The sequence below is a fragment of the Clostridium sp. genome (genome assembly GCF_050717545.1).
Classification (GTDB): Bacteria; Bacillota; Clostridia; order Clostridiales; family Clostridiaceae; genus Clostridium_AD.
Genome location: NZ_JBOITN010000036.1, coordinates 1 through 25,195, shown reverse-complemented (window position 1 = coordinate 25,195; position 25,195 = coordinate 1). Strand labels below are relative to the sequence as shown.

The window sequence follows — 25,195 nt, the reverse complement described above, 5'->3', positions numbered from 1 at the left end:
GAGAAAAATGGATAAAAACACTAAACTTCTTCCGTTAATTCCGCTAAGAGGTATGAATATATTTCCGTATATGGTATTGCACTTTGACGTTGGTAGAGAAAAATCTATACTTGCATTAGAAGATGCTATGCTAAATAATCAAGAAATTTTTTTGGTTTCACAAAAGCAATCAAAAATTGAAGAGCCAGAAGAAAAGGATATATATGATATTGGTACTATTTGTAATGTTAAGCAAATATTAAAGTTACCAGGAGATACAATTAGGGTACTAGTTGAAGGAATAAAAAGAGGTAAGATTTTCTTATACAAAGACAAGGAACCTTTCGTAAAAGTTGAAGTAGAAATTATAGAAGATGAACTTTGCTCTGATGATAAGAAATGTGAAGCATACATTAGACTTATAGATAAGGCATTTGAAGAATATGTAAATCTATCTGTTAACAATTTTCCGGATGCATTACTTAATTTAGAGGAAACAGAAGAGCCAGGCAGATATTGTGATATGGTAAGTTCATACTTAATATTAAAACAGAGTGAGAAACAAGAATTACTTGAAATGTTAGATGTCATTAAAAGACTTGAAAAATTGTTATCTATATTAAAAAATGAGCTTGAAGTGTTGAAAATAGAAAAAAAGATTGGCGGTAAGGTCAAAGGTAGAATTGACAAAATCCAAAAAGAATATTATCTAAGAGAACAAATGAAAGCTATACAAGAAGAGTTAGGGGAAGACGACGAAAATAAGAAAGAAATAGCTGAATATGAAATTAAAATAAAAAAAGCAAAACTTTCTAAAGATGTTAAAGAAAAAGCAACTTATGAATTAAATAAATTGAAAAACTCAGGGAATTATTCCGCTGAAGGTGGAGTGATAAGGGCATATTTAGATTGGATATTAGCGTTGCCTTTCAATAAATCAACTAAAGATAATATTGATATTAAAAAAGCTAGACAAGTATTTGAAAAAGAACATTATGGGCTTGAGGAAGTTAAGGAAAGAATAATAGAATATCTAGCAGTTAAAAAAATTAGCAATACACTTAAGGGACCTATACTTTGTTTAGTTGGTCCACCAGGAGTAGGTAAAACATCTATAGCTAAATCCGTTGCAAATGCATTAAATAGAAACTTTGTTAGAATGTCACTAGGTGGAGTAAAAGATGAGGCTGAAATAAGAGGACATAGAAAAACTTACGTGGGTGCAATTCCAGGTAGAATTATTTATGCTATGAAACAAGCGGGATCTAAAAATCCGTTATTCCTGTTAGATGAGATTGATAAAATGAGCGGTGACTCTAAGGGTGACCCCGCAGATGCATTACTGGAGGTTTTGGATAGTGAACAAAATGCAAGTTTTAGGGATCACTACTTAGAACTCGACTTTGATTTATCAAAGGTTTTATTTATCACTACTGCAAATAAATTAGATACTATTCCAAGACCATTATTAGATAGAATGGAAATCATTGAGGTATCAGGTTATACATCAGAAGAAAAATTCCATATTGCTAAAAATCATCTTATTCCAAAGATGTTAGAAGAACATAATATGCAGCGAGAAAAAATAATTTTTTCTGATTCATCAATTAATTGTATTATAGAAAATTATACAAGAGAGTCAGGAGTTAGAAACCTTGAAAGAAAGATTGCTTCTGTTATAAGAAAAGCAATAACACAAATGGTTGAAAAGGGTAAAGAGAATGTTAATGTTACAACAACTCATGTTAAAAAGTACTTAGGTCCTGTTTTATATACATATGATAAGGCTGATACAGAAGATGGAGTTGGTGTTGTAACTGGATTAGCATGGACTGAGGTTGGTGGAGTTACATTGCCTGTGGAAGCGAGCGCTATGGACGGAACTGGAAAGCTTCAACTTACAGGGCAATTAGGTGATGTTATGAAAGAATCTGCTAAGGCTGGGTACAGTTATGTTAGAGCTAATGCAAGTAAATATAATATTGATAAGGATTTTTATAAAAATAAAGACATTCATATTCATGTACCTGAGGGAGCAGTGCCTAAAGATGGTCCTTCAGCAGGAGTAACTATGATTACCGCAATGGTATCTGCTTTAACTAATAAAAAAGTAAGACACAATGTAGCAATGACAGGTGAAATTACGCTAACAGGAAGAGTGTTACCTATTGGTGGGCTTAAAGAAAAATCATTAGCTGCTTATAGAGCAGGTATTGATACAATTATAATTCCTAAGGATAATGAAAAGGACATACAAAAAATACCAAAGACTATTAAAGATAAACTAAAGTTTATAATTGCAAATAAAGTAGAAGACGTACTTGAAAATGCATTGCTTTAAAATACATTAAATGGAGAGATATATATAATGGAGATAAAACAATCAGAGTTCATAATTTCAGCAGTAAAACCTGCACAATATCCCACTGATAATAGAGTGGAGTATGCTTTTGTAGGTAGGTCAAATGTGGGTAAGTCCTCTTTAATAAACACTTTAACAAATAGACGAAAGCTAGTTAAAGTTAGTGGGACACCTGGAAAAACTAGACTTATAAACTTTTTTCTAATAAATAACAGCTTTTATTTTGTTGATTTGCCAGGATACGGATATGCAAAAGTATCTAAAAGTGAACAAGCTAAATGGGGTAAGATGATGGAAGATTATTTAATTCGTAGACCACAACTCCAAAAGGTAGCATTACTTGTGGATTGTAGACGTAAGCCAACTAAAGACGATCTTTTAATGTATGGATGGATTAAACATTTTGGATATGAGGTTGTAATAGTTGCAACTAAAAAAGATAAGTTAAATAGAACGGAACTAGTGAAAAACAATAAATTAATAAGGGAAACACTGGAACTTGAAGCACATGAAGAAATTATTAATATTTCATCACTCAAAAAAACTGGTGTGAATGATTTACTTAATAATATGTTTCATGATAATGATATACAAGAATAATGTAACTAAAAATAAATCATATTAAAATAGACTTATATTATGGCGTGCAAGCTAATATTTAGTGCACAAAGTGATAAGGTCTATTTTTTTTACCTTTTTATAGTGGTAAAGAAATATGAGATTTTTACTTAGAGTTATAGATGATTTTTGTATCAATTTATTTTTATCAGAATAGTATATATTAGAAAACAAAAGAAAAGGTTTTGAAAGTTTAAAAAAGAAAAAACTATTTTTTATATACAAGAAAAAAACTATTTTGTATCAATATGTTTTCAGCAGAATAGTATATATTAGAAACAAAAGAAAAAGATTAAAAGTTAAAAAAACAAAAATTAATATAAGGAGGGAATTTATATGGACATGAATAGCTTATTAAGTGGATTAGCTGAGTCTCAAAAAAACGGATCCAATAATAGCTGTAACAACAACAATGGCGGCAGTTGTGACTGTGATCATGGCGGTGGAGGAGGCTTTGGTGGCGGAGGATCAATAATTTGGATTATTGTTTTATTGCTCTTATTCTCTAACCAAGGACAAGGACAAGATAATGGAACTGTATGCGGATGCGAGCCGAAACACTGCAAGGAACTTTGTAGATGTGGATCAAGTGGTAGTGGCAATGGGATATTTGGATTAGGCGGTTTCGGTGGCGGATGTGGCGGAGGAAGTGGTATTTGGATTATAGTATTAATACTTTTACTCGTATGTAGTGGAAATGGCAGACAAAACAAAGGATGTACAAACAATATTATTAACTTAGACAGTTGTGACGATGAATAATTAATATAAATTGTTAGGATGAATAACTATAGAGTAACAATTCGAAAAATAAAATGTTCTTAACTTTAGCTGAAATATGTAACACATTAAAATTTGGCCCAGAAAGGGGAGTTTTATATGTCTAAAAGAAGATGTCGTGAAAATAAATGCTGTGGAGTTACTGAGCAAGGATGCGGTGGCAATTCAGCTGCAAGTTTATGCACAAATCCAATTTGTGCAATAATACTACTAATAATACTTCAAAGAACATGCCTACTTGAAAACAAGAATGCTTTCTTATTAATATTATTATTCTTAGGTTTTTGTTTTTGCAAAGGTGGATATGGTGGAAATGCAGTCAAAAGCTGCGGTTGCTAATTAAAAAATCAGGGAGAGCTTAATGCTCTCCCATTTATAAATGAGGTGATAAAAATGTCAAAACATCATAAGCATGATAGAAATAATATGAATAATGGGAATAGCAACAATAACAATAACAATAACAACGGTAACAACGGTAACAATGGTAACAATGGTAACAACGGAAATAACAATAATAACAGTAATAACAGTAATAACAGTAATAACGATAATAATAATGGGAATAACAATAACAATAATAGCTCGAATAACAACCCATTGGCACAAATGTTGAATGGGAGTTCTGCAAGTCCTTTAATTGGATTAATTTCTAGTTTTCTCGGAGGAAATAATAACGGTGGCAGTGGTAGTGGTGGTGGTATGCTTGAAGGCTTACTTTCAGGTTTAGGAGGGCAAGATAACAACATATTAGGAAACCTGATGGGAACTTTAGGTGGGCAGGATAATAATATATTAGGAAATTTAATTGGAAGTTTAGGTGGGCAAGATAATAATATGTTATCAAATTTGTTAGGTAGTTTAGGAGGGCAGGGTAATAACATGTTAAGCAACTTAACGAATGGGGCAAACGTAGGAAATTCTAATACAGCTAATACTAATACTAATACAACATCAAATAGTTCAAAAGGCAATAACAAAACCAATAATAATAACAAAACTAATAATAATAATAATAATAATGAAAGTAAAGGTAATAATAATTTTGTAGGTACAGACGATGCTGAACAAGAAAATGAATTATCAAATCTTTTTTCAGGTATGGGTGATATAGATTTAAGCCAAATTTCAAATATGTTATCTGGAATAGACTTAAATAATTTAGATCTAAATAATTTAAATCTTACCGATATGATGAATTCGGTATCAAATAATAATTCGTTCGAAGATAATGATTCATTTGATAGCAATAATTCATCTGAAAATAATGATGTTGAATTTAAACATACTAGTACTAAAGAAGGTACACATAGTGTCTTAGAAGAATTAGAGGATGGAGATAAAGGTGAGATTATATATATATTAGCTCACCTTGTAGATGAGAAGAAACTTGAAAATCTCAATAGAATTGTAGAAGAAAATTACAACTTAAGACACTAGTATTTTTAAAAATAATAGTTTATAAACTATTATATATTAATAAAAACAACATATAAATTTTATTTTTATATGTTGTTTTTATTATAAATTATTCTGTCATCAGATTATCAGGTTCAATGTTAGGATTCTCATAATTTATCATAGTGCATTTTCCATCAAGAAGGCCACCTTCAGAAATTACTAATTTTTTTACGGAAATATCCCCTGTAACCTTACCACAACTTTGTATGGTTAAGGTACTTTTACAAGATATATTTCCTTGGATTAAACCGTTTATATAAGCATTATTACAAGCCGTATTTCCATTTACACGAGCGGATTCACCAAGTATTACATCGTCATCACAAATTATATCCCCATCTATGGAACCATCTATATTTAATAAACCATTTCCATTCAAAGAACCAATTATATGACATTGTGCACCAATTAAAGTTTCAATTCTATCTGTGTCTTTTTCCTTATTATTAAACATATAAATACCCCCAATTAAATTATATACTTGAATTAAATCATATTCTAAGATAAATATAATTTATAAAAATATTGTAAATTATATTTATAATGAATAAAATTACGTGAAAAGGTTAATATTATTAATGTAATGAGAGTGAAATCTCTATTTGCATAAAATTAATTATTTTATGCGTAACCCCCCCATCCCCTTGGGACCGATAATACGGTCCCTTTTGTAATTTTGTAAAAGATATTAATATATATGATTTAATATCTTTAGTATATTACTTAATATTTATAGAACTTATCTTAAATGTGGAATTTTTATCGCTACTAGTTAGAAGTTTTACGATTAATTCTATTGTATAGTTTTTTGTTTCTTTCAAGTTCTCTGTATTAGATGCTTTAAAATTTAATGTCCAAAGAATTTCACTGGCATTGCCATCTTTACCCCAATTGGAATCTTTGAAAACAGCATCCTGAAAGTTAAAACGCATTTTTTTTGTTGATAAATCACCTAATAACGAGATGTCATTACCGTTTAAATCAGCTGAGAAAAGATCTTTTGATATATTTAATTCTGCAAGTGGAAAACTTTCCATAAGATTTATGAAACCTAGTACCGTGTTCTTACCCATATAATTATTAGTATAGTTGTAGTCATAAGACTTTAGACTTTTTTTAATCAAAATATAACTGGTAAAATTAAGGCTTCCTTCTTTAATGCTTCCAGATATAACTTTAGGTGTCTTATTATTTTTACTATCTATGAAACCTAAGATATTGTTAGTGCTGCAAAATATATCGTCAAATTTTTCGCCATTCCAAAGAAAAACATGCTGAATAGGTTCAGTATTTTGTGATGCTGTATCCTCTACAGAGGCTTGGGTAAATATTTCAGGTATTTTGTTCCTGGATATGTCCATTAAAGTAATTCTCATTGGCCACTGTGGATAATAATTTCCAACAGTACTAATTTTTTTAGATGGTTCTAGATAATAGCTTTTATCTTCTGAATTTATCTGAATATAATATTTATCCTTCTCAGTTTTTATGTAGAGAATATCTTTAACTCCATCCCCTGTTAGATCAGACAACATCATTTTTGGTTCATTAACAATATCAAAGGTAGTTGTAGAACTTTTTTGAGATAACAAAAGGAACGTAATTATTGTAAGAAAGATAATAATCGCTAGTGTATAATAAATATTTTTCTTTTTAAAAAATATTACCTGTAACTTCATATATTCCACCCCCTATTAAATTATATGTATCAATAATCTATTTAATTAATCTATTTTAAAAATAAATAAAATTAAAATTAAAAATATAATGAGGTGAACTTGTGAAAAAAACTTTAATGACAATGAAGAAACTATGTAGTGTTTTTATAATTTTAACTATGGTACTTGGACTATGCTCATGTAAATCTAATAAAGAAGAACAAAAAAAATTGAATATATTTTTAGATACTACTGACGAATATTCTTCCCAGGTAATAAAATTTTTAATTGATGATTTCAAAAAAAACAATCCAGATGTTGAAATAAAACTTAATGACTTACTAGTGGATAAGAGTGATATTATGGAGACTATTAATTTGGGAACGGAAGTAGATATACTTTTTACAAATAGAAATTCGCTTATTGAACTTAGTAAAAATGGAGTTTTGAGTGATCTACAACAAACTTATGATGAAAATACTATAAGTGATAGATATTATCATATTATGGGATCTTATGGAAGAGTAGGAGATAAGTACTATGGTATCGGAGTTATGCCATATTCTATTGAACTACTATACAATAAGACAAATTTAAAGAAGCTAAATATTTCGAATCCTAATAATCTAAATCAATGGTTAAGTGTGCTAACTCAATTAAACAAGAAAGGTGATAAAACTCCAGTAGCGCTACCTGATAATATGGATGTAAATGGATACCTATTTTCACTAATATCTAGTAAGTATATAAATATTCATGAAATCGAAGATAAGTATGATAGTGGTGAGCAGTCGTATAAAAAGTTGAAGAATGTACAGGAAATATTTAAAGAATTTAGTTCCATTACAAAAGACAAAGGAATTACTAATAATTCCTTTGTCTTAGGCAACAAACAAACCGTTATTAACTTTGTTAATGGAGACTCGCCACTACTCGTATCTACCTCCTATTACAATTCTGTACTTAGCGCAGAAAATATTGGCGTTATAGGAGAGTATGATAATGATTCAAACTTTGGTACAAACATTCCTATTATAATTAATTCATTACTAAGTGTGCCAGTTAATGCAAAAAATACCCAAAATGTTGATGCTTTCATTAAACATATATATAGCGATGAAGTTCAAGCAAAAATTGTACAAAAGGGGATTATAAGTGGAAACATTATTGCAAATAATAAAGTATCAGGTAATGGAAAATTGATGATTGAACATATGTATAAGGCTAACGATAATAGTATGCTTATATTAAATAATTTACCGGAAAGTGTAAAAAACAACTTGCTTTTAACTTTAAAGAGGATTTTAGATGGTGGGTATAATTCTAAAGAGTGGGAAGAATTATTGGAAAAAAGTTATAAATAATTTGGATTGAATCTCTATAATAAATCAAAAATGGAGCATGAATTAAGTTTCATACTCCATTTTAAGTTACTAAATTATTTTTTGCAATTTTTACATAAACCATAGAAATAAATTTTACTTGAGATAACTTCATAGCTAGTATACTGTTTTACATCTTGGCAGGCATTTGAGAAAGTTATACCTTCTATGTCATCAACTCTACCGCAATTTATGCACTGTATGTGAGGATGTGATGACATATTACCATCATATCTAAAATTACCTTCACCTACGTTAAGTTCTATTATAAGTTCTACTTCTATAAGCGTTTTTAATGCTTTATAAACTGTAGCCAAACTCATAGTAGGATATGTTGGTTGTAGAGCTTTGTAAATTACTTCTGCTGAGGGATGTTCTTTTGTAGATTGAAGATATTTGTAAACAGCAATACGTTGAGGCGTAAGCTTTAATTTTTTCTCTTTAAAAATTGTCGTAATGTTATCCATATACACCATCCTATAATATTATTAATCTATTATAAGTTTTATTATATAATAAATCTTATTACTTGTCAAAAAAATAATATAAAGCTAACAGCAATTATAAATTTTATTTAATTTTCAATTCATTTATAGGATAACTAACATATATTAGTAATAGAGAGAGGGGTGCTGATATTTTGAAAAAGACCTATGTGTTAGATACCAATGTTATTTTATATTCACCTAGTGCTATATTATCTTTTGGAGATAATGATGTAATAATACCTGAAGTAGTATTAGAAGAACTAGATAGTTTTAAGAAAGATAAAAGTGATTTGGGAGCTAATGCCAGATACGCCGCTAGGCTTATTGATAAACTAAGAAAGCAAGGAAAACTAAATGAGGGTATTGATTTAGAAAGTGGGGGAAGGCTTAGAGTAGAAATGAACCACTATGATACTAAAATTCCTGCTTCTTGGAATAAAGATAAAGCCGATAATAGGATATTACAGGTATGTAAAGGTCTTAAAGAACAAGGTGAGGATGTATGGTTAATAACTAAAGATATATTTCAACGAATAAAAGCGGATGCAGTAGATATTAATGTTGAAGATTATTATGAAAAATTTGTACCTGAGTATGACGACCAATATACTGGAAGAGAAGAGGTGTTTGTATCTACAGAAAAACTTCAGGAATTTTACAGCAATAGAAATTTAGAAGTTGATGCTTTACTTAAGTATGATGAGGATTTGAATGAATATAACATTCCATCTTTATACACAAATCAATTCTTAATAATACATTCAATTGAAAATCCTAAACAAACAGCTCTAGGCAGATATGATGGGAAGAGCGTGGTGCCACTTTATAATAAAGAAAGTAAACCATTAGGAGTAGTGCCAAGAAATGTAGGACAAAGATTTATGCTAGAGGCTTTAAGTATTAATGCTGAGAAAGCTCCACTCGTAATTATTAAAGGACCAGCGGGAACAGCTAAAACACTATTTTCATTGGCAGTGGGGCTTCAAAAGATAATGCAAGACACTAGTGAACACCACCAAGGTGGTGAGCACCACCAAGGTGGTGAGCATTATAGGAGAATTTTGATCTGCAGGCCTAATGTTACCATGGATGAAGAAATAGGTTTTTTACCTGGTACAGAACAAGAAAAAATATCACCATTCATGAGGCCAATATTTGATAACTTAGAGATACTTGTGGAATCTGATGAAAAAGAGCGTTATAAAAATGAAAAGCTATTATTAGATAAGATAAATGACTTGTTTGAAAGAAGAATTATAACTACCGAAGCTGTTGCATACCTTAGAGGAAGATCTATAGTTAAAAACTGGGTAATTATAGATGAGGCACAAAATTTGTCCCCAAAACAAGTCAAGGCAATAATTACTAGAGTTGGCGCTGGAACAAAACTTATACTAATAGGTGACCCAGAGCAAATAGACCATCCTTTCCTTGATTCAAGATCAAATGGCTTGTGTTATGCCTCAGAAAAAATGAAAGGTAGTGACTTGTGTTATCAAGTTACTTTAAAATATGATGAATGTGAGAGGTCTCCAATAGCATATGAGGGGTCTAAAAAACTATAAAAGTGCATTTCTATGAAGAGGGTATAAAGATTTATGCTCTCTTTTGCAAAAAAAAAACATATAATAGTCTTATTCACAGAAATTACATCTAAATTTTGTTTTAAAATATATAGTTTTAATGTACAATGTGATAGTACATAATAAACAAAAGGATGGGAAACATGAGAGAAATGGAAATACATAAAAAGAAAAAGAAAAGTACAAGCACAATTGTTTTATTATTTATAATATTTGAATTAACTTTCACGGCTATTACAGGACCGTTTATGGTATATTATGGTCCTTTTAAAAATGTAAAAACTACAGTGGTTGGGGCAGCAATGACTACGCTTACATTGCAGTGGCTTGCAACATCTTTTCTATCAGATGAAAAAATTGAGCAGATTATGAGTGAACAAAAAGTAGAATCTATAGTTCAAGATAAAACAGATGGTGAAAATTCTGGTGTAACGGTAGAAAATAAAGATGATAATAATATTGAAAGATATGATGTAACAGGAAATAAATTTAAAGGTTATATTCTAATAATTAAGGACCCGACTAGGATTAAAGTAGGGTACAGCAGTATGCTGGGTGAGGAAGGGCAACTAACTAGTGATATTGCAAAAGATAATAATGCAATAGCAGCAATTAATGGTGGAGGATTTACAGACGAAGTTGCGGGGGCAAAATGGACAGGGACGGGAGCAAACCCAGCTGGAATTATAATGACTGGTGGGAATATTATACATAACGGTTTAAAAAATGAAGATGAAAAAAGACAAGTGGTAGCATTAACTGGATCTGGAAGGTTACTAGTTGGACTTCATTCACTTAAAGAAATGAAAGAACTAGGAGCGACAGAAGCAGTTTCTTTTGGACCGGCACTTATAGTTAATGGAAAGAAAACTATAACTACAGGTGATGGTGGCTGGGGAATTGCGCCTAGAACGGCTATCGCACAAAGAAAAGATGGAGCAATAATATTATTAGTTATAGACGGTAGACAGGTAAGTAGCTTGGGAGCGACGCTCAAAGAGGTACAAGATTTATTATTTGATGAATATGGAGCTTATAATGCTACTAATTTAGATGGTGGATCTTCTTCTACATTATTATATAAAGATGAGATTATTAACAGGCCTTGTGACAGTTTGGGAGAGCGATCTGTACCATCAATAATATATGTAGTGCAGTAGATAAATTGGTAAGAAGAAAAGGTAATCTTGGTTATTTTAAATTAAAGGAGAAAGTATTATGAAATGGATGAAAAGAATAAGTATATGGATAGTATTTTCGCTGTCACTGCAATGTTTAGGTCTCTTTTACATAGATAAATATCTTTTAGCTACTGATTCAAAAGTGGTTACAAAAAAGGTTGTTGAAGATAAAAAGGAGAAAGAAAAAAATGTAGATATTACTGTGCCAGAAGATGCAGAAACTGTATTAGTATCATATGATGCTAAATATTTAACATATAATGAAGATGAAAAATTAAAACTTGTTAATTGCAAGGATGGGAAAATCAAAAATATAAATTCAGAAGAGGGATCTAAAATTTCTTTTTCTGAATGGCTTCCAGATAGAAATAGAATACTTTTAATTGAGAAAAAAAGTGGTAATGAATCTAGTAACTTATTATTATATTCTTATGATGTATCAAAGGATGAAAAAGAATTAGTGAAAGAAGTAGCTTGGAGTGGTACAAAATCCGAAGTGGAAAATATCAAATTATCAACTTTAACAGGAGTTACATATGTCCAGGTTTCAAATGAAGGAATAAGTAGTAGTATCTATAGAATTGACAGGATGGGAGATATTACAAATATTAATACAATACCTAAATTAGTTAGTAATATTGCAGTACTTAGACGTGAAGATAAATTGGTATATGAGGGATCAGTCTATAATAAAATATATGTTACAGATAGTGATAAAAGTATAAGTATTAAAGGCGTAGAAAGGCTTACATTAATTGGTGCTCAGAATGATGATGTGTATCTTGGGGAATTAAAAGATGATTTGGTAAGTAAGATTTATTATGGCAAAACATCAGAAGACACTAGTGAGTGGAAAGAACTTGATTTAAAAAATGCTTCAAAAGAAAAAGATTTATTTGTATCAGCAGATGGAAAAGTATATCAAAATGATGACCTGCGAGGGGTAATAACAGAAATAAGTTCTGGAATTGAAACTAGTTATGAAGGTGAATTATCACAAATGTATACTAAAGGGTTAGTATCTATAGTAAATAACAAAGTATCTTTTGTTCCCTTTAAATAATTTCTATTTTTAACTATGCTAAAGGCATAGTTTTTATTTAATGACATTTCAGATAATGTAGCTCCGCAGGAGATGATTTAATCTGGTTTGTGTAAATATGAGGAGGAAAAAAAATTGGATAAAGCAGTAATATTATATAAGATTATGATGATACCAGGGATTTTGCTTGCATTTACTTTTCATGAGTATGCACATGCTTTAGTAGCAGATAAGTTAGGAGACAGAACTCCGAGATTTCAAGGAAGACTTACGCTAAATCCAATTGTTCATATAGATCCAATAGGGTTTATATTAATATTAATAATGGGATTTGGGTGGGCAAAACCTGTTCAAACAAATCCTGGTGCATTTAAAAATTATTACAAGGATGATTTAAAAGTTTCAATAGCAGGGCCTATTGCTAATTTGATATTAGGGTTTGTATTTGCAATGTTTTATGTATTACTTTGGAGATTTTCATCAACCCAAGGAGCATTATTTTCAATTATTATGAATATGTTACAGCTTGCAGGGTCCATAAATTGTCTGTTGTTTTTTCTTAATTTAGTTCCAGTTCCAGGTTTTGATGGATACCATATAGTCCGGGATTTATTTCCAAAGTTTTTTTACGGGTTATCAGATTCAATTAATAGGTACCAGTTTCTAATATTCATGGTATTGATATTACCTATATTACCAGGTGGGGTATCAGTATTTTATTATATTGTTCAAGTACCATCTCAGGGATTATTTGATATTTTTACAAAGGTTTTTTTAAATATCATAACAATACTTTAATATTATATGAATAATGTAGCTAGGCAGGAGATGATTTAACTAAGAGTTAAGTCATAAAAATATGTTGTAAATTTTATTTGGTTTAAATATAAGGGAGAGAAAGATATGCGATTAAGAAAAAAATATTGGGCTAGGCCAGAGATGGAAATTAGTCACATTGTTATAACAGATCAATATGATTATAAAGGGAAATGGGACAGTGAATTTAAAAATAATAATCCAATACATTTGGAATTAGGTTGCGGCATGGGCGGGTTTATATCAGAAAAATCTAAGCAAAATCTTAATATAAATTTTGTGGGTATAGATTTAAAAGATGAGGTGTTAGTATTTGCTCTCAGAAAAGTGGTAGAGGCTCGCGAAGTTCATGACAAGCAAAATGTAAATGTACGTCTTATGCCATTAAATATTAGTTTTATTGATGATGTTTTTGAAAAAGATGAGATAAGTAGAATATATATAAATTTTTGTAATCCTTGGCCAAAGGGAAGGCATAACAAAAGAAGGCTAACGCACAGTAAATTCTTAGTGAGTTATAAGAAATTTTTAAAACCTGGATCTGAAGTTTGGTTCAAAACTGATGATATTGAGCTATTTGAAGACTCATTAGAATATTTCAAACAATGTGGATTTGAAATACTGTATTCAACTTATGATTTAAATAAAAGCGGTTTTGAGGAAAACGTAGTTACAGAATATGAGGCTAAATTTTATGCATTAGGTAAAAAAGCTATGTTCCTGAGGGCTAAGTTATTGTAGAATATTAATAAAAATTTGTTATATATATAGGATTATTAAGCTTTCGGCGGGAAAGAACTTGTAGTATTTAAGTTAGCGTAATGAAAAATCATGCGTAACAGCAGGTGTGGGAGCTTGCTGTTTTTTTAATTTTCATAAAAAAAGTACGTAAGGAGGAGTTTTATGCCTTTTATATATAAAATCCTGGGAATAGAAAGAAATAGAAGGGAAAAAAGTGGGAATGATATTTGGGATGAATGTAATTGATTTAATATTAGCAGTTGTGTTAGATTTATTAATTGGGGATCCATATTGGTTTAAACATCCAGTAATTTATATAGGAAAACTTATTTCAGCATTAGATAAGTTAGGCCGGAAATTATGCAATACTAATAGTGGCATTAAAGTTTTTGGTGGATTTATTGTAATTATAGTAGCATTTTGTAGCTATTTAGTACCGTTTGCAATTTTAAAGATATCTAAAGAAGTTTTTGTTGTATACCATATTTTTAATATAATTTTGATTTGGACTACAATAGCTACTAAGTGTCTTCATATGGAAGGTATAAAGGTGTATGACTCCTTAACGCGAAATGATATTGATGACGCGAGAGTTAAATTATCGTACATTGTAGGTCGGGATACAAAAACCCTTACGAAGTACGAAATAGTAAGGGCAGATGTGGAGACAATTGCGGAAAATACATCAGACGGTGTTATAGCTCCTATACTTTTTGCAATATTAGGGGGAGCACCGCTTGCTATGATGTATAAGGGTATAAACACCATGGATTCAATGCTTGGGTATATGAATGAAAAATATAAGTATATTGGGTTCTTTCCAGCTAAAACAGATGATGTATTTAATTTTATTCCTGCGAGAATAACCGGATTTTTAATTTGTCTGGCCGCTCCCATAGTTCATGGGAATATAGTGGAAAGCATAAAAGTAATGATTAGGGATAGAAAAAATCATAAAAGCCCTAATTGTGCTTATCCAGAAGGTGCAGCAGCGGGGGCTATGAGGGTTCAATTAGGTGGTATAAATGTATATTTTGGAGAAGAAATGTATAAACCACCTATAGGAAATAAAACAAATGATTTAGGGAAAGAACATATAGTTGATTCTATAAAATTAATGTATGGAGCCATGTTTTATTTGGTAATAATTAATGCACTATTTGAAATACTTAAGTACTTTTGGAGATGATGTTATGATACAACTTATAGGATTAAAACATGATGTTAAAATAGAAATTAGAGAGAAATTTTCAATTATTCCAAAACGTCAAAAGAAGTGCTTGGAATTGCTTTTAGAAATATGTGAAGAGGCAGTTATTTTAAGTACTTGTAACAGAACAGAGATATATTTTAAATCTAGAGACGAAGATATTATAGTTAAAATTTTTAAAGCTCTAAATTGGGATGAGGATTTAATAAAATGTGTTGACAGGTATAAGGATGAAAAGGCAGTGCAACATTTGATGGAAGTTGTGTGTGGGTTTGATTCACTATTACTTGGTGAGGATCAAATATTGGGACAAGTGCGGGATGCTTATGAAATTTCAAAAAAGATTAAGACAAGTAAAAAAGAGCTTCAGAGACTTTTTGAAAATGCAATCGCTTGTGGTAAACATTTTAGAACTAAGTCTAAAATAAGTGAAATACCAGTTTCTTCATCTTCTATGGTTGTTAAAAAGGCAATAGATGGAGGACACCAGAACTTTATGATTTTAGGATATGGATCTGTAGGGGAGCTTACTTCAAAATATATACTAGAGGCGAAAATAAATTCGCTATATATTGCAGTACGTGATGCTCAAAAAGTTAATATAGAGGACCCAAGAGTTAAAATAATACATTTTAATGATACATATAAATATTATCAAAAAGTTGATTGTGTTATATCTTGTACAACTGCGCCTCATACTGTAGTTCATCTAAAGGAATTGCCTAATAAAAAAATATTATTGTTTGATTTAGCAGTTCCAAGAGACATAGAAGAAATAGTAAGTGAAAATCCTTTATATGAAGTATATGATATAGATATGTTAGGTGATATTCATGATGCAAATCACAAAAGACGGCAAGCGTTAATGCAATATCATAAACCTATTGTAGACAAGGCTATAAAAGAGTATATAGATTGGAAAACCATAGAAGAGCTAGCACCATTTATTAAAAAGATAAGATGTAATGGTGATGAAGTCTACAAGGAGAGACTAGAGACTTTTAGACACAAGAAAGAGACTAAGGATAATGAAAAGCTTGCAGAACTACTTTTAAAAAGCACTTCAAACGCCTATGTAAACAGGGCAATAGATGTTTTAAAAGAGGAGCATTTAAAGGGGAGGTCTAGAGAATGCGAGGTCATACTAAGCAAGATTTTTCAGCTTTAAACTATACAATGATTTCACTGCTATCAAATAAAGTTAATATACTTATAGTTGGTGGGGGAGAGGCTGCTTTTATAAAATGTAGGTCATTTTCAAAGGAAGGTTGTAATGTTACAGTAGTATCAAAAGAATTTTGCGAAGAGTTTAAGCAAGTTAAGGACTTAAGCAATGTAGAATTAATAAAGGGTGGTTATAATGAAGGTTACGTGGATCATAACCATATTGTTATTATTGCTACGAATGATAGTGAAACAAATGATATTATAAAAAAATACTGTGATAATAAAAGCAAGCTGTATGTACATTGTGAAGATCATAAAAAAGGCTTACTTGTAATGCCAGTTCAAGGGAATACATCTAATATGAAATTTGCATTACATACTAAACATAGTAGCCCTAAAACAGCACTTTTTATGGCTCAAATCATTGAAAATAAACTTTTAAAATATAAAGATTTTATAGATTATACTTTTACTATAAGAGGCAAAGTGATGAAGAGGGCGGATAAAAAGGATATTATGAATTTTGTATGTAGTGAAGATTTTTACTTTTTTTATGATTTGGGATTACAAGATTATATATTAGAGATGTTTTATGGAGATGGATTAAAGGAGGTATTGGATATGGAAATTAATATAGGAACTAGAAAAAGTGAGCTTGCACAAGTTCAAGCAAATACAATTATGGCTATGATTAAAGAAAAATTTGATCTTGAATGCGTAAAGGTACTAATTGAGACTAAGGGAGATAAAATTTTAAATGTTACTTTAGATAAAATAGGTGGTAAGGGACTTTTTGTAAAGGAGATAGAATACGCTATGCTTGAGGAAAAAGTGGATATGGCAGTGCACAGCATGAAGGATGTACCCTATGATATACCACAGGAGTTTGAAATAGCGGCTATTCCAGTTAGAGAAGATGCTAGAGATGCATTTGTTGCTTTTAACAATATTTGCTTTTATGACTTGCCTAAAGGTGCAAGAATAGGTACCAGCAGTATAAGACGTGGTGTTCAGGTTAAAATGATAAGACCGGATATAGAAATTGTGCCTATAAGAGGTAATGTTCAAACTAGAATAGCAAAAATAGAAAAGGAAAATCTAGATGGAATAATCCTTGCAGCGGCAGGACTTAAAAGGCTTAACATGGAAAGTATAATCACTAATTATTTTGACGTGACCCAAATGGTACCAGCAATAGCTCAAGGAGCACTAGGCATAGAGATGCTTAAAACACATCCTCAAATAGATATGATTAAAAAACTAGATTGCTATGATGCTAGAATTTGCGTAGAGGCTGAAAGAAGTTTTATGGCGACTCTTAATGGAGATTGCCATGGTTGTATAGGAGCTTATGCTTATCTTGAAAATGATAATATGCACATGCTCAGCATATTTGACGTTAATGGAAAAATAGTTAAAAAGCAATTATCAGGACATAAAAATGATTATATAAAGCTAGGTGTGATGCTAGCGAAGATGATTCTAGAGGATAATTAATAATCTGAAAGTGCAAAGGAGGATATCTATGGGAAAGGTTTATTTAATCGGGGTTGGTCCAGGAGATGAGGAACTTATAACTCTAAAAGCTATTAGAATGCTAGGGAAATGCACGGCAGTTATGTATGATAGGCTAGCTAGTACAAGTGTACTTAAACATCTAAAAGATGATTGTGAAATATATTATTGTGGTAAAGAGCCAGGATCTCATTATAAAACACAAGAAGAAATAAATACAATGCTCGTAACGCTTGCTAAGAAAGGTCACATAGTTGGAAGAATTAAGGGTGGGGATCCATTTGTATTTGGACGCGGCGGTGAGGAAGCTTTAGAGCTTCTTAAGGAAGAGGTTGAGTTTGAAGTCATACCGGGAATTACGTCGCCAATATCAGTACTTAGTTATGCAGGAATACCTATAACTCATAGAGGTATAGCTCAAAGTTTTCATGTGTTTACAGCAATGAGTGCCGAAAAACTTAATATAGATTGGGATGCAGTTGCAAGGCTTGATGGTACGCTTGTTTTTATGATGGGTTTTAAAAATCTTCAAAAGATTGCAGAAAGTCTTATATTTAATGGCAAGAGTAAAAATACACCTTGCGCAGTTATAATGCGCGGAACTACATCAAAACAAAAGAAAGTAGTGGGTACTTTAATAGAAATTATAGGTAAGGTTCAAAAATCAGAGATATCATCACCTTGCATTATTGTAGTGGGTGAAGTAGTTAAATTTAATGATCAATTTAATTGGTATGAAAAGAAACCACTATTTGGAAAGAGTATTTGCATAACTAGGTCAAAGAAGCAATCAAAGAAATTACATGAAACTTTAATAGATTTAGGTGCAGAAGTTGTTGAAATAAATTCTATAGCATTTAAAAACACTTCTCACAACTTAGATGATTACAAAGGCAAGATTGCAAGTTATGACTATTTAGCTTTAACAAGTGTAAATGGAGTTAATATATTTTTTGATTATTTAAAAGATATTGGATTTGACATAAGAAAACTTAAAGCAAAGTTTGCAGCTATAGGACCAGCTACGGCGAAGGCTCTGAGCGATAGGGGTATTGTTGCTGATATAGTAGCAGATCATTTTGTTGCTGAGTCATTACTATCAAAAATGAAAATCTCTGTAAAAGCTGGCGACAAAATACTAGTGCCTAGGTCAAAAGATGCAAGGCCTTATTTGGTAGAAGCATTAAAGGAGCTTAAATGTAATGTTGATGAGGTTTTTACTTATGAAATATTATGTGGTAAGCTCAGATCTGAGAACGAAATAAATGATGTAGATATTATAGTATTTACATCTCCATCCACTGTTAAAAATATGATTAAAATGGTGGGTATTAATATTATAAAGTCTAAAGTATCACTTGCTATAGGACGCATAACTGCTATGGCACTTTCAGATTTAGGTATAGAATCAACTGTATGTGATATCTATAGTGAAGAAGGTATTATTAAAAAGCTTTTGGAAATGTAATAGAGAATTAGTAGATTATATAAGCATGATTAAGTATTAATAAATAATAAAATGTGGATAACATTAAAATAGCAGCTTTGTAAAAGATGATTTGGTTAGGAGTGGATAACTATGTTCAAAAGAAACAGAAGACTCAGAGAAACAAGAAATATAAGAGATTTAGTAAGAGAAACAGTATTATCGCCTTCAGACTTTATATTACCTATATTTGTTGTTGAAGGTGAAAATATTAAAGAAGAAATATCTTCTATGCCAGGGAATTATCATTTTTCAATAGATAGACTCCATGAAATAATAGAAGAAGTTGAAGAAGCTGGGGTGCGTGGAATAATTTTATTTGGACTTCCAGATCATAAAGATGAAGTTGGGTGCGGGGCATATGACGATGAAGGCATTGTTCAAAGGGCAGTTAAGAAGACGCGTGAACTATCAAAAGATTTAGTTATAATAACGGATGTATGTATGTGCCAATATACTACTCATGGACATTGTGGGATATTAGATGGAACAAAAGTGGATAATGATAAGAGTTTAAAATATATATCAGAAATAGCTCTGTCTCATGCAAAAGCAGGAGCGGATATGATAGCGCCATCTGACATGATGGATGGTCATGTAGTTGCAATAAGAGAAACTTTGGATGCAAATGGATTTAAAGATATAGTTATAATGGCTTATAGTGCAAAATACTCATCAGCATTTTATGGCCCTTTTAGAGAGGCGGCTAATTCTGCGCCACAATTTGGGGATAGAAAAACTTATCAGATGGATCCAGCAAATATTAGAGAAGCTATGCGCGAAATTGATGCTGATATTGAGGAGGGCGCAGATATTATAATGGTAAAACCTGCTTTATCATATTTAGATGTAATAAGATGGGCTAGAGATAAACATGACGTTCCTGTAGCTGCTTACAGTGTTAGTGGAGAGTTTGCTATGGTAAAAGCAGCTGCAAAAATGGGCTTTATTGATGAGAAGGCTATAGCTATGGAGATGCATTTGTCTATGAAAAGAGCTGGAGCGGATATGATAATTACTTATTATGCAATTGATTTATGCAGGTGGATCAGGCAGTAAATCATCATTTTAATCTTAAACTTGCAATTTAAAGCAGACAATTAGGGATGGCAAATCCAATATGATTATAAAAAGTATTAGAATCACAATAAGAAAAGAGGAAACTACTATGAGAAATTTAGATATATTTGAGCAGTCAAAAGAATATATGCCGGGTGGAGTTAATAGCCCAGTTAGGGCATATAAAGATGTAAGTATTACTCCGAAAGTTATAAAAAAAGGTAAGGGTGCATACGTTTATGATGAAGATGGTAATAAGTATATAGATTTTGTATGCGCCTTTGGACCTATGATACTTGGACATTGTGACGATGATGTAGTAAAAGCTATACAAAATACTGCGGTGCAGGCTATTGCATTTGGCGCGCCTACGGAGATTGAACTAAAACTTGCAAAACATATTTGCTCAACTGTGGATAATGTAGATATGATTCGGATGGTTAATTCAGGTACAGAAGCTACAATGAGTGCAGTTAAACTTGCAAGAGGATATACTGGCAAAAATAAAATAGTAAAATTTGCAGGTTGTTACCATGGACACGCTGAAGGATTTCTAGTTGAAGCTGGTTCAGGAGTTCTTACTGAGGGAATACCGGGGTCAGCAGGTATTCCGACGGAAAGTATTGTACATACATTAATAGCAAATTACAATGATTTAGGTAGCGTGCAGAAATTATTTGAGAAGTATGGTGATGATATTGCATGCATAATTATTGAGCCGATAGCAGGTAATATGGGAGTTATTCCAGCGCAAAAAGAATTTTTAGTAGGACTTAGAAATTTGTGTGATAAATATAAAAGTCTACTTATTTTTGATGAAGTAATGAGCGGATTTAGGGTAGCGTATAAAGGGGCACAAAGTATTTACGGAGTGGCTCCAGATTTGATAACTTATGCAAAAATCATGGGCGGTGGACTTCCTTGTGGTGCTTATGGTGGGAAAAGAGAGATAATGGAGCTTCTATCACCTATGGGACCAGTTTATCAAGCAGGGACTATGTCAGGTAATCCTGTGGTGATGGCAGCGGGTTATGAAACTTTAACTAAACTTTATAATAATCCTATTGTATATGAAAACATGGAAAAACTTTCAGAAAAACTTCAATTTGGATTACTGGAAATTGCAAAAGAAAAAAATATTCCTATGGTTGTTAATAGATGTGGGTCAATGATTACACCATTTTTTACAAAGAGTAATAAAGTGAAAACCTTTGATGATGCTAAAACATGTGATGTAAAACTGTTTGCAAGATATTTTGAACATATGATAAAAAGTGGAATAAATATTGCGCCCTCTCAGTTTGAAGCGATATTCTTAAATGTTAAGCATACACAGAATGATATTGAAAAATTCTTAGAGGCCTTTAAGAGTTTTACTGTATAAGAATTTAATGTTGCTAACAGATGTTTTTATACGCAAAATAAGTATATATTACGTATAATGCAATACGTGTAATATATACTTTTTTACTTTTTTATTTGGAAGTCAAATAGCCTTCTTTCATTAAGAGTTCAGCTGATAGCACTGCACCACCGGCTGCGCCACGTAAAGTGTTATGTGACAAACAAACAAATTTATAATCAAATAATTTATCTTCTCTAAGTCTTCCAACAGCTATTCCCATACCTTTTTCAATGTTTCTATCCAGTTTTGTTTGAGGTCTATCATTTTCCTCAAAGTATGTTATGAACTGATCAGGGGCATTTGGAAGTTTTAGAAGTTGTGGTTTTCCTTTAAACTCAGCCCAAAGTTTTAAAATAGTTTCTTTTGACGGTTTCTTTTCAAATGAAACAAATACTGCAGCTAAATGACCATCTGCTACAGGGACACGTATACATTGAGTTGATATTATAGGATCAGCTGCATTAACTATTTTGTCATTCTCTATATGACCCCAAATTTTCAAAGGTTCTTGCTCACTTTTTTCTTCTTCTCCACCAATATAAGGTATAACATTATCAACTATTTCTGGCCAGTCTGAAAATATCTTTCCAGAACCTGAAATAGCCTGGTATGTGCATACTAATATTTTTGTGGGTTTATATTCCATAAGTGCACTTATAGCAGGAACATAACTTTGAATTGAACAGTTAGGTTTCGCTACTATAAAACCTCTTTTAGTTCCTAAACGCTTACGTTGTGCTTTAATTAGTTCAAAATGGTTTGAATTTATTTCTGGGATAACCATTGGAACATCTGTTGTTTTTCGGTGTGCAGAGTTATTTGAAATAACAGGAGTTTCAGCTTTTGCGTATTTTTCTTCGATTTCTCTTATTTCATTTGCGTTCATATTAACAGCGCAGAATACAAAATCTACAAGATTACTAATTACATCTACTTCATTTATATTTTTAATTATTATGGTTTTAACGCTTTCGGGCATAGGAACATCTAATTTCCACCTATTATTTACTGCCTCGAGATAAGTTTTACCCACAGAATTTTCACTAGCAGCAATAACAGCTATTTCAAAATAAGGGTGATTTTCAAGTAGTGTAACAAGACGTTGACCAACGAATCCAGTTCCACCTAATAATCCAACTTTTAATTTTTTAACCATTGTATTAATACCTCCGATTCTAATGATGTATAAATGCGATAAAATATAAATATTATACTAAATATATTAATATTATGTTATAAAAGGAATAGTAAAAACATATATGTTACTATTATTAATGATTATAGTGTTAAAAAGCATATACTTCAAGCTAATTATTATATAGAATGGTTATGGAGAATAAATTCACACCTTAAAAATGAAGTTATATTTTATAAGGAGTCTAAGCGAAATGGGGAATAGAATTGTTTAAAATTAATAAAAACGATAAAGATATTGAAAATGACAAAAATAAATTAAAGCTATATGGATTTAACAACTTAACAAAATCATTAAGTTTTAATATTTATGATGTTTGTTATACAAAAACAGAAGAAGACCGCAAGAAATATATAGAATATATTGATGAACAATATAATGCTGAGAGGTTAACAAAAATTCTAAACGAGGTTACTCAGATGATAGGAGCTAGTGTACTAAACATTGCAAAGCAAGACTATGACCCTCAAGGGGCAAGTGTAACACTACTTATATCAGAAGAAGAAATCCCATTATATGTGGTAGATCCTTCTTGTAATAGAGGAGTTTTAACGCCTCTTCGAGAGAATATTGTTGGACATTTAGATAAAAGTCATGTAACAGTGCACACTTATCCTGAAAGTCATCCTCAAAATGATATAAGTACTTTTAGAGTAGATATAGATGTAGCAACTTGTGGTACTATATCTCCATTAAAAGCATTAAATTATCTAATAGGTAGCTTTGATTCTGACATCATTACTATAGACTACAAAGTTAGAGGGTTTACTAGAGATATGGACGGTAAAAAACATTTTATAGATCATAAAATTAATTCTATACAAGAGTACATTGCTATGGAAACAATTAATAGATATAGTTTAATTGACATGAATATATATCAATCTAGTATATTTCATACAAAAATGAAGTTAAATGATTTTGATCTTGAGAATTACTTATTCCATATTAAAGAAGAAGATTTAACAGAGGGTGAGAAATATGATATTATACAAAAACTAGAAAAAGAAATGGTTGAAATATTTTATGGAAATGACAGTTCTAATTAATAATTAACAATAAAATACCTCCACAAAGAATTTTTCTTTGTGGAGGTATTTTATTGTTAAAGAGCTTTTTTTGATAAAATTAACAAATTTTCATAAAATATTAAAATAAAAATAAATGTTTACAAAATTTACCTCATTTTAGGATAGTTATATGGTATAATTTTTATATACTTTAAATGTATTATTGAATATAATATTAAAAATATTATAACAAAGGGGAAAAAAGGTTAGTATTTAGTTAAAAAAACTTCAACATCTAAAAATTATTTTTTATAGATATGTGGTATAAAATATATTTTCAAAACATATTATAATAAATTGTGATTTGTGTATATTCAAAGTGGGGGTGGTTGGAGAATTTAATAATTGGGATGGATATAATAACTTTTATTCTTATAGAGAAATTGCAGACAAGCTTCTAAGCTATGTGATCTATATGGGATATACACACATAGAGCTGCTCCCAATTACAGAACATCCGCTAGATGATTCGTGGGGACATCAAACTATAGGATATTTTTTCGCTTTATCATGATAAAGTGGTTTATGGTAAATAGTGAGGCACATCCAAATAATGAGATATAGAAAGGGGAGAACTATAATGAAAAAAAAAGAAATGGTAGCTATGATCTTGGCAGGGGGTCAAGGATCAAGATTAAAACAGTTAACGAAGATTACGGCAAAACCGGCGGTGCCATTTGGTGGTAAATACAGAATTATAGATTTCTCTTTAAGCAATTGTTCTAATTCTGATATAGACACAGTAGGGGTTCTAACTCAGTACCAACCACTAGAATTAAATGCTCATATAGGCATAGGGGCTCCTTGGGATTTGGATAGGAGAGATGGAGGAGTAAGCATGCTTGCACCTTACCAAAGTGAAGATGGTGGTAATTGGTATAAGGGTACTGCTGACGCTATATTTCAAAATACAAATTATATTGATAGCTTTGATCCGGAATATGTTCTTATTTTATCAGGGGATCATATTTATAAAATGGATTATTCTAAAATGCTG

The 25,195-nt window shown here is 31.0% G+C and carries 23 protein-coding genes and 1 pseudogene; 20 read left to right on the top strand and 4 right to left on the bottom strand.

Going from position 1 to position 25,195, the window contains the following annotated elements:
- Positions 1–7: 7 nt before the first annotated feature.
- The 5 genes from lon (at position 8) to ACREVX_RS12190 (ending at position 5,179) form a co-directional block, all read left to right on the top strand.
- On the top strand, positions 8–2,320 hold the full coding sequence (gene lon / locus ACREVX_RS12210; protein WP_431544458.1) for an endopeptidase La: 2,313 nt from the start codon (positions 8–10) through the stop codon (positions 2,318–2,320).
- 27 nt (positions 2,321–2,347) lie between these two features.
- On the top strand, positions 2,348–2,941 hold the full coding sequence (gene yihA / locus ACREVX_RS12205) for a ribosome biogenesis GTP-binding protein YihA/YsxC (RefSeq protein ID WP_431544457.1): 594 nt from the start codon (positions 2,348–2,350) through the stop codon (positions 2,939–2,941).
- Positions 2,942–3,295: 354 nt separating this feature from the next.
- Entirely contained in the window at positions 3,296–3,721 is a 426-nt protein-coding gene (locus ACREVX_RS12200) for a hypothetical protein (RefSeq protein ID WP_431544456.1), read from the top strand.
- A 117-nt stretch (positions 3,722–3,838) separates the two neighbouring features.
- Positions 3,839–4,078: a hypothetical protein gene (locus tag ACREVX_RS12195; protein WP_431544455.1), complete on the top strand. Its 240-nt coding sequence runs from the start codon at positions 3,839–3,841 to the stop codon at positions 4,076–4,078.
- Positions 4,079–4,132: 54 nt separating this feature from the next.
- Positions 4,133–5,179 carry a hypothetical protein gene (locus ACREVX_RS12190; protein ID WP_431544454.1) on the top strand — a complete coding sequence of 349 codons (1,047 nt, stop codon included), beginning with the start codon at positions 4,133–4,135 and terminating at the stop codon, positions 5,177–5,179.
- Between the two features lie 88 nt (positions 5,180–5,267).
- Here the strand turns inward: ACREVX_RS12190 and ACREVX_RS12185 are convergent, their stop codons facing one another.
- Together ACREVX_RS12185 and ACREVX_RS12180 are read right to left on the bottom strand one after the other, a co-directional pair.
- The gene (locus tag ACREVX_RS12185) at positions 5,268–5,654 is read right to left on the bottom strand and encodes a bactofilin family protein (RefSeq protein WP_431544453.1); all 387 of its coding nucleotides are present in this window, start codon (positions 5,652–5,654) and stop codon (positions 5,268–5,270) included.
- Positions 5,655–5,919: 265 nt separating this feature from the next.
- The gene (locus tag ACREVX_RS12180) at positions 5,920–6,879 is read right to left on the bottom strand and encodes a VCBS repeat-containing protein (protein WP_431544452.1); all 960 of its coding nucleotides are present in this window, start codon (positions 6,877–6,879) and stop codon (positions 5,920–5,922) included.
- 101 nt (positions 6,880–6,980) lie between these two features.
- Here ACREVX_RS12180 and ACREVX_RS12175 point away from each other — a divergent pair, with 101 nt between their 5' ends.
- Positions 6,981–8,222, top strand: a complete 1,242-nt coding sequence (locus ACREVX_RS12175; RefSeq protein ID WP_431544451.1) for an ABC transporter substrate-binding protein — start codon at positions 6,981–6,983, stop codon at positions 8,220–8,222.
- Between the two features lie 74 nt (positions 8,223–8,296).
- On the opposite strand, the gene perR is transcribed toward ACREVX_RS12175, so the two are convergent.
- Positions 8,297–8,707 carry a transcriptional regulator PerR gene (gene perR, locus ACREVX_RS12170; protein ID WP_431544450.1) on the bottom strand — a complete coding sequence of 137 codons (411 nt, stop codon included), beginning with the start codon at positions 8,705–8,707 and terminating at the stop codon, positions 8,297–8,299.
- Between the two features lie 173 nt (positions 8,708–8,880).
- On the opposite strand from perR, the gene ACREVX_RS12165 reads away from it, so the two are divergent.
- The 12 genes and pseudogenes from ACREVX_RS12165 to hemL all read left to right on the top strand — a co-directional run bounded on the left by ACREVX_RS12165 (position 8,881) and on the right by hemL (position 21,912).
- Positions 8,881–10,293: a PhoH family protein gene (locus ACREVX_RS12165; protein WP_431544449.1), complete on the top strand. Its 1,413-nt coding sequence runs from the start codon at positions 8,881–8,883 to the stop codon at positions 10,291–10,293.
- A gap of 161 nt (positions 10,294–10,454) precedes the next feature.
- Positions 10,455–11,471, top strand: a complete 1,017-nt coding sequence (locus tag ACREVX_RS12160; protein WP_431544448.1) for a phosphodiester glycosidase family protein — start codon at positions 10,455–10,457, stop codon at positions 11,469–11,471.
- A 58-nt stretch (positions 11,472–11,529) separates the two neighbouring features.
- On the top strand, positions 11,530–12,555 hold the full coding sequence (locus ACREVX_RS12155; protein WP_431544447.1) for a hypothetical protein: 1,026 nt from the start codon (positions 11,530–11,532) through the stop codon (positions 12,553–12,555).
- A 144-nt stretch (positions 12,556–12,699) separates the two neighbouring features.
- On the top strand, positions 12,700–13,332 hold the full coding sequence (locus ACREVX_RS12150) for a site-2 protease family protein (RefSeq protein WP_431544563.1): 633 nt from the start codon (positions 12,700–12,702) through the stop codon (positions 13,330–13,332).
- A 105-nt stretch (positions 13,333–13,437) separates the two neighbouring features.
- On the top strand, positions 13,438–14,091 hold the full coding sequence (gene trmB / locus ACREVX_RS12145) for a tRNA (guanosine(46)-N7)-methyltransferase TrmB (RefSeq protein ID WP_431544446.1): 654 nt from the start codon (positions 13,438–13,440) through the stop codon (positions 14,089–14,091).
- A gap of 220 nt (positions 14,092–14,311) precedes the next feature.
- Positions 14,312–15,280: an adenosylcobinamide-phosphate synthase CbiB gene (gene cbiB, locus ACREVX_RS12140; protein WP_431544562.1), complete on the top strand. Its 969-nt coding sequence runs from the start codon at positions 14,312–14,314 to the stop codon at positions 15,278–15,280.
- 4 nt (positions 15,281–15,284) lie between these two features.
- Complete coding sequence (gene hemA, locus ACREVX_RS12135; RefSeq protein WP_431544445.1) at positions 15,285–16,469, top strand: glutamyl-tRNA reductase; 1,185 nt, start codon at positions 15,285–15,287, stop codon at positions 16,467–16,469.
- Positions 16,433–17,026: pseudogene (locus ACREVX_RS12130) on the top strand (NAD(P)-dependent oxidoreductase); the annotation flags it as partial. The gene hemA and the pseudogene ACREVX_RS12130, both read left to right, overlap by 37 nt.
- Before the next feature lie 63 nt (positions 17,027–17,089).
- A complete protein-coding gene (gene hemC, locus ACREVX_RS12125; protein WP_431544561.1) occupies positions 17,090–17,965 on the top strand; it encodes a hydroxymethylbilane synthase in 876 nt (291 codons plus the stop codon).
- 28 nt (positions 17,966–17,993) lie between these two features.
- Positions 17,994–19,451 carry a uroporphyrinogen-III C-methyltransferase gene (cobA, locus tag ACREVX_RS12120; protein WP_431544444.1) on the top strand — a complete coding sequence of 486 codons (1,458 nt, stop codon included), beginning with the start codon at positions 17,994–17,996 and terminating at the stop codon, positions 19,449–19,451.
- Positions 19,452–19,562: 111 nt separating this feature from the next.
- The gene (gene hemB, locus ACREVX_RS12115; RefSeq protein WP_431544443.1) at positions 19,563–20,528 is read left to right on the top strand and encodes a porphobilinogen synthase; all 966 of its coding nucleotides are present in this window, start codon (positions 19,563–19,565) and stop codon (positions 20,526–20,528) included.
- A 109-nt stretch (positions 20,529–20,637) separates the two neighbouring features.
- Positions 20,638–21,912: a glutamate-1-semialdehyde 2,1-aminomutase gene (gene hemL / locus ACREVX_RS12110; protein WP_431544560.1), complete on the top strand. Its 1,275-nt coding sequence runs from the start codon at positions 20,638–20,640 to the stop codon at positions 21,910–21,912.
- Positions 21,913–22,003: 91 nt separating this feature from the next.
- Here hemL and asd read toward each other — a convergent pair whose 3' ends face one another.
- Positions 22,004–23,089, bottom strand: coding sequence for an aspartate-semialdehyde dehydrogenase (gene asd, locus ACREVX_RS12105; RefSeq protein ID WP_431544442.1), 1,086 nt, complete (start codon positions 23,087–23,089; stop codon positions 22,004–22,006).
- Positions 23,090–23,364: 275 nt separating this feature from the next.
- Between asd and speD the strand changes: the two genes are divergently transcribed.
- Together speD and ACREVX_RS12095 are read left to right on the top strand one after the other, a co-directional pair.
- Positions 23,365–24,177: an adenosylmethionine decarboxylase gene (gene speD / locus ACREVX_RS12100; protein ID WP_431544559.1), complete on the top strand. Its 813-nt coding sequence runs from the start codon at positions 23,365–23,367 to the stop codon at positions 24,175–24,177.
- Between the two features lie 601 nt (positions 24,178–24,778).
- Positions 24,779–25,195: sugar phosphate nucleotidyltransferase (locus tag ACREVX_RS12095; RefSeq protein WP_431544441.1), on the top strand; the 417-nt coding region annotated here is incomplete at its 3' end.